This is a genomic window from Haladaptatus litoreus, from assembly GCF_900156425.1.
In the GTDB taxonomy this organism is placed as follows: domain Archaea; phylum Halobacteriota; class Halobacteria; order Halobacteriales; family Haladaptataceae; genus Haladaptatus; species Haladaptatus litoreus.
Genome location: NZ_FTNO01000010.1, coordinates 1 through 5978 on the forward strand (window position 1 = coordinate 1; position 5978 = coordinate 5978).

The window sequence follows — 5978 nt, forward strand, 5'->3', positions numbered from 1 at the left end:
CTGTTCGAGTTCCTCCGCGCCGAGAAGCGCCTCGCCGAAAACCTGCTCCTCGAACTCGGCGAGCCGCGCCGAAATCTCGATGATGTACTCCCGAGCCTCGGACGTGAGAACGCCGCCCTTGTCTGCGCTTTCGTCGCCCTCCGCGTTCCCCGACTGAGAGGACGGCGAAGAACTCGAACCGCTCTCGACGGCCTTGAGGCGCTCAAAGAGCGACGCCGCGTTCGAGGTCGAGGAGCCGCCGTCGTTGTCGTTCCCGTCCGTCGAGCAGGAACACGACTCGCCGCCGCAATTCGAGGAGAATCCGCGCGCCGAGAACGTCCGGCGGCTCATCGGCTTGCCTCCGTCTCGTCCGCATCACGCTTCGCCTCGCGGAGCGCTTCTCGAATCTGCTCCGTTCCCTGATTGCCCGAGACGCCCTCGACCTCGCTCGCTATCGAGCGGAGCCGCGTGTAGTCGGCGTCTTCGATTTCTGCCCACGAATACGGGACGCGCTCGACTTCGTCCTCGACCGGCTCGACCGCGGCGGTCGGCGCGGACGCGCTCGATGCGTGGTTGTTGCGGAACATGAGCGCTGTTTCCTCCTCGGGCGAAAGCTCTCGCTCGACCGTATGGTCAACGAGGACGCCCGTCTCGCGGTCGAGAGCGAGGAGACTCTCTCGATGATTCTCGATAATCTGGTCGAGGTTGCCGTCTTCTGCGACGTATGCCTCGACCGGCTCGCCGCGTCGGACGAACTCCGTCGTCCCGCTCTTGCTCCGAGAGCCCGGAACCGTGAGCGAGCCGCTCCGTACCACATAAATGAGTTCGTCCGCGCTGTACTCCGATTCGTCCTTGCCGAGTTTGATTTTCTTCGTAGCCATGACCCTGAATTTAGTAAAACATCGGAGCGCCGCCGTACTTCTCGAACGGTTCTAACTCCGTGGTTGCGTTTGCGTGATTCTCGTCTGTTTCCGCGCCCTCTCTGCGGTCGAGAGCGGCGTCGAGACTCGCGCCGTCCTGTTCGTCGCCCTCGTCCGAGAACGGCGCGAGAACGTGCGAGACGAGTTCTCGGTCGGTCATCTCGCCGTCCGAGACGAACGCCGCCGTGAGTTCCGTGAGCCGCTCCGTGAGCGCCGCTTTCATCTCCTCGTCCGTTGGCTCCGAGTCGATGAACCGAACCCACTCCGAACGAGCAATCGAGACGCCTCGATATGAGCGTTCGAGCCCGGAGAGGCGTTCGTGTACGTCGAGCAGTTTCTCCCTGTATTCCGGGTCGAGAGTCGTTCCCTCGCCCGCCGTCGTGTTTTGCATGACGTTATCCTATTTATGTACTCGAAGAACTAAGAAACTATGCCATCTCCGTGCCGTCTGTTGATTATCGTTAGTTTGAGAGCCGAACAATTATGCGGTCGGAGTTCCTCGATACGACCGCGGAACGAGTCCCGAACCGCATCAGCTGAAATCGTGGCCCATGGGACGAGGGCGGTCGCTGGTTTTCACGCCCTTCTCGGGACGGCTCGCGGTATGAACGGTTCTCCCTGTAAACCGTCGGGAGAGCGCTTCTCTCCCACTTCCGATTATGCGCGCAAACAGAAGTGAAATCACGACCCCAGCGCAGTCTTGCGGTTTTGCTCGAACGGCGTCACTCGAACCCTCGAATTAGTGCGTGATTCGTGACACATACTTACGAACCTATTGGCGTTTTTTCATTGTTACCTTGTTCCACAGTCATAGAATCTTGAGCGCGGGCAACCCTTATATTTAGAACTACCATCCCTCTGAATAGAGGACAACTACACAGAAGTTCGCGTTGGATTTGACGCCCCTGCTCCGGTTTTTCTGTGTCATTGGCCTCGAGGATGTGAATATGAGTTCCCCGAGTGACAACTGTGACCACGAAAATGTACCGTCGGAAAACTCTCTTGAGTCGCTTAGTTCTACCATTGATGATTTTAGAAAATTAATCGATTCGGTAAGCGGATTAGTTTTTGCTGTAGTGTTGTTGGTTTTGATATTGCTCTCCACTCTCTCACAGTTCCCTATAGACCTCGTAATCAGCACAATGACCCTCGTTCTCGTCGTCGTAATATTGCTCTACTTGATGTATTGTACGTAGCACGACAAGAAGTTCGACGATTCGCCAAAATTCACGTTACACGAACAGATATTCTCCCTTTGAGTCGCGCCTCCGCGCGACTTTTGCGCGGATTTGCGTTCTGATTATGCGTTCCGACGCATAGAAATCGCAAGCCTGCGCGGGGATGAGCGCCGCATACTCGCCGACGCATCGGGACGGACGCCATGCATCGCTTAGTCGCCTCGAAACCACGTCGAGAACCGCGCGAGGACGCCGTCCCGCTCGCTGTTGTGAACTTTGAGCTTCCCTTGCGTCTCGTTGTACCGCGCTTGAGCCGAGTCGCGTTCGTCTCGGACGCGGTCGAGGTCGCTCTCCAACTGCTCGAGGCGCGCCTCTAATCGGATGCGTTCCTCGCGGTCGTCCCGAAGCGCGTCGATGCGCTCGCGTTGCTCCTCGACTCGCTCTCGGAGTTCCTCGACTTGCTCCGACTCGCCCGGCGCGTCGTCCTGTGTTCGGAGCCGCTTTCGGATGTGTTCGCTAAGGCTCTCGCCCGAATCGGCGGCGCTCTCCTCAAGCGATTCTTTCCGATGCTCGGAGACTCGAAGGGTAATCTGTTCCATGAGCGCCGTGTTCCGAGGCGAGTCGCTTAGTGTTCAGTCAGACGCTCGACCGACGCTCCGCCGCATCGCCCACGGTTCGGGCCTCCGCTCGCTCCGCTTCGCGCTCCCCGAGCCGCGGTCGAGCGGATGTCGCGTCTGTGCGAGAGCTACGCTTGAGCGGCGCAGGGTGCTACGAGGACAGAAATGGGAAGCGTTTATACGAACTGTGAGAAAACATAGTGTTGCATATGGGGGCGTTCCTGACCACGATGGTCAGGACGATTCTCTACAGACTCAAACCCCGAGCTACAGCACTCTCACTACCGATTGAACGATGGGTAAGAGGATGAGCAGTACAATATGCACAATTTCTAACCGTAGTCGGGTCAGTTCGAGGCGGGATTTGAGGCTTGGGCGTTTCTTCTTGGAGCCTTCTTGTGGTTCTTTGTCCATTGATGTCTCTCTTTGAGGGTGCGGTCATGAGTCGATGCGACAGTAGAACAGTCGAACCCGCCCTCGGGCCGTGAAGCCCGTGCATATGGGGGCGTTCCCGACGTTCCACACAAAATTCGCATGATGGGAGTGCATAAAAAGTCACCCGTTCGCGTTCTCAACGTGTCCGGATTATAGACTGGTCGATGTGATTCATATACGCGACGTGTCTGGATTATAGGCTGGTCGAGGATATTTATGCACTCGTAATACAACAGATACAATATAAGATACAGATATTGGGGAAAGGTAATGGTTCACGAAGGCTCAACCCCAAGGGTTCGAGGCGGGAGAACGCCCTCTCTCGGAGTTCTTTCGTGGCTAATCGGCGTTTGCGGGAGTTCGAGCCGAGAGTAAACGGTTGAACTCAGCGTCCGCATCCTCGTCATCCTGCTCGACCTCGTTCGTGCCGCCCATGTCATCCGCGCCCTCGACGCGGTCGGCACCATCAGCGTCTTCGTTCGTAGTCGAGGTCGTCTCGTCGTTCTTGCTGTTTGCGAGGACGCCCGCGTCTGCTAATACGTCCGAGGCGGCGTCCGTGAGCGTCACGGCAAGGCGGTTCTCTCCGGTCGAGCCGCTTCGGATGCGGAACCCATCGGCGTCCGCGGCGTCGTGCATGAGCGAGCGAGCGTAACTCGCAGGAGCGTTCCCGTCGAATACCTCCTCGCGGATGTCCGCGGTTCCGAATTGAGCTTTGCCGTTCGACCGTTTCGCCGCGTCTCGGGCGAGTTCGAGCCGGACGCCGTGAACCTTCTCGTCGCGGGTGAGATTCTCGTAGGGCTTTCTGTCGATTGCCGGGTCGGACGGGCTCGCCGCGTCCGTCTCGGAGGCGAGTTCCTCCGCTCTCTCGGTCGGGACGAACAAGTCCGGGTTATGCGGGTGTGAGACTACGTCAAGGCGCTCCGTGACGCGCTCCGTGTAATCGCGGAGCGTCGGGTCGGAACCGCCCGCGTGAATCTCGATAGCGCTCTCTAACTCCGAGCGCGTGAACTGCTCGCTCAAGTCGTTGCAGACCGCTATCGTTCGTTTCTCGCGGAGACTGAGCCCGTCCCCCGAGCCGAGTTCTTCGAGGAGCCCAGCGGCGTCGTCCTCGATTCGTCGGAGCTTCTCGCCTGCTCGACGCGCTCGACCTCCTCGACGCCGCTCCTTGAGTGCCCGAGTGAGCCCGATGCCGAGACGGTCGTCCGTCTCGCGTTTCACGTATGCCGAGAACTCGTCTTTCACGTCCGGGTCAACGCGGCATCGAACGCGAGTCGTCTCGTCCGAATCGACGCTCGACTCGGAGAGTGTTTTTTCTTCGGCGGCGTCTGCGGGACGACGCCCGGCGGCGCGGAGGAGGCGGTCGATGCGTTCCTCTATGTCTGCAAACTCGTCCGCGTCCATGTACTCCCGCATCGCTTTCTCGACCTCTCGACCGACGTATCCCTTGATTTCGCCGTGTTCGCGGGAGACGTACTCGGAGAATGCCTCCCATTCTTTGGACGGGACGCGCCAATCGACTTTGACGGTTCGAGTCATCGAGAATCGACCTCCTTGATAGAGCTACCCCAAACTGGGGTAGATGCGTGATGCGTCACACATCTATCTACCCCATACTGGGGGCAGACAGTAGTAGTGTACGCAGTAGGGGGGTTGGTTTGGCAACCCCCCATGCCGTCTTGAACTCTCCGCAGTCTTGCGGTTTCCCCGTCTCCACGTCCGTGGTTCGAGAGGGCAGGAGACGGTTTCTCGACCCCCGCCACAAAAAAAACGTCCGAGGAAATTTTCTCCGAGTCGAGCCGCTCGACCTGCTCGCCGCTCTCGTCCTCGACCGCGGCTCCGGCGTCGTTCGTGGTTCGGTTCGTTCGCGTGAATCGTGGCGTGTGTGCCATTATATCGTTCGTTCGTTTCCCGATGACGTTCGGGAGGGACGGGACGACGAATGGGGCGAAGGGAATTTTTAAGACGCCGGAAAGTGAAGAACAATCCGACGACGCGCCTCCGTGTGTTCGTCAAATCCAACCAATTTGGACAACAATGCTTGGTTCCCCTCGGCGCTACCACGCCGAAGGGAACATTGCCTTAATTCTCGTTGAGTGACTACTTTCGAGAGATTCTCCTTGTCGTTGAATATTGACCCACGGCCCATAAATCTACGCTGTTGATAGCTATAGATTTCAGTCCCAAATCTGTGAATCGTGGCATCGTCGAACGTAGTTTCGACGGGCGTCGTTCTTACTTCTCCTCGGCATCGAGCGCGTTGAGCGGCGTCCGCGGCGCGGCGTCGCCCTCGTCACTCTTGCCGATGTTCGAGGCGATGTCGCCGACGCCTCGCCCGGAATAGTTTGCTCCCGCTGTCGAGAGCGAGTTCGAGGAGCCGCGCTCCGCCTTCTCTCGGGCGTCGAACGTGGCGAGGGCTCCCGGTAGTGTCTTGCCGTTCAATGGGTCACGCGCGTCGTCCTCCGCTTCGAGCGTGGCGAGCGCGCCCGTCTTGACCTCGCCGCCGAGCGGCTTTTGCGCGTTCTCCTCTCGCTGGAGTTCCGAGAGCGCCGTCCGCGCCGCGTCCGGCTCGCCTTGAATCGCGTCGGATGCGTTCCCCGTCGGCGCGTTCTGTTCGCCGACAATCTGTTCGAGGAACTCGCCCGGCGTCATTCCCTCGTCCTCGTCGTCCTCGGCGAGAATCTCTCCCGAGAGCGCCGAGACGCGCGTTCGGATGAGCTTCTCGATGTCCTCGCGGGACGGCTCCGAGTCGAGCCACTGTTCGAGTTCCTCCGCGCCGAGAAGCGCCTCGCCGAAAACCTGCTCCTCGAACTCGGCGAGCCGCGCCGAAATCTCGATGATGTACTCCCGAG

General features: G+C 59.2%; 7 protein-coding genes. 1 reads left to right on the forward strand and 6 read right to left on the reverse strand.

Translation table 11 applies throughout. The features are described 5' to 3' along the window. The 5 genes from BW974_RS24090 to BW974_RS24115 all read right to left on the reverse strand — a co-directional run. Positions 1-330, reverse strand: a 330-nt coding sequence (locus BW974_RS24090) for a hypothetical protein (protein WP_139329031.1), incomplete at its 3' end; no start/stop codon positions are given. Further along, entirely contained in the window at positions 327-860 is a 534-nt protein-coding gene (locus tag BW974_RS24095) for a hypothetical protein (RefSeq protein WP_076433784.1), read from the reverse strand. The genes BW974_RS24090 and BW974_RS24095, both read right to left, overlap by 4 nt. A 10-nt stretch (positions 861-870) precedes the next feature. After that, the gene (locus tag BW974_RS24100; protein WP_076433786.1) at positions 871-1290 is read right to left on the reverse strand and encodes a hypothetical protein; all 420 of its coding nucleotides are present in this window, start codon (positions 1288-1290) and stop codon (positions 871-873) included. 999 nt (positions 1291-2289) lie between these two features. After that, on the reverse strand, positions 2290-2676 hold the full coding sequence (locus BW974_RS24110; protein WP_076433790.1) for a hypothetical protein: 387 nt from the start codon (positions 2674-2676) through the stop codon (positions 2290-2292). 792 nt (positions 2677-3468) lie between these two features. Then, positions 3469-4665: a hypothetical protein gene (locus tag BW974_RS24115; protein WP_076433792.1), complete on the reverse strand. Its 1197-nt coding sequence runs from the start codon at positions 4663-4665 to the stop codon at positions 3469-3471. Positions 4666-4784: 119 nt separating this feature from the next. On the opposite strand from BW974_RS24115, the gene BW974_RS24120 reads away from it, so the two are divergent. Beyond that, positions 4785-5090 (forward strand): hypothetical protein, encoded by a 306-nt coding sequence (locus BW974_RS24120; protein ID WP_139329032.1) that lies wholly within the window; start codon positions 4785-4787, stop codon positions 5088-5090. 271 nt (positions 5091-5361) lie between these two features. On the opposite strand, the gene BW974_RS26150 is transcribed toward BW974_RS24120, so the two are convergent. Then, positions 5362-5978, reverse strand: a 617-nt coding sequence (locus BW974_RS26150; RefSeq protein ID WP_175609822.1) for a hypothetical protein, incomplete at its 5' end; no start/stop codon positions are given.

Bases quoted from the DNA above. Each gene is read 5' to 3' on its own strand.
- BW974_RS24095 (WP_076433784.1), bottom strand. From the start codon at position 860: ATGGCTACGAAGAAAATCAAACTCGGCAAGGACGAATCGGAGTACAGC.
- BW974_RS24110 (WP_076433790.1), bottom strand. From the start codon at position 2,676: ATGGAACAGATTACCCTTCGAGTCTCCGAGCATCGGAAAGAATCGCTT.
- BW974_RS24100 (WP_076433786.1), bottom strand. From the start codon at position 1,290: ATGCAAAACACGACGGCGGGCGAGGGAACGACTCTCGACCCGGAATAC.
- BW974_RS24115 (WP_076433792.1), bottom strand. From the start codon at position 4,665: ATGACTCGAACCGTCAAAGTCGATTGGCGCGTCCCGTCCAAAGAATGG.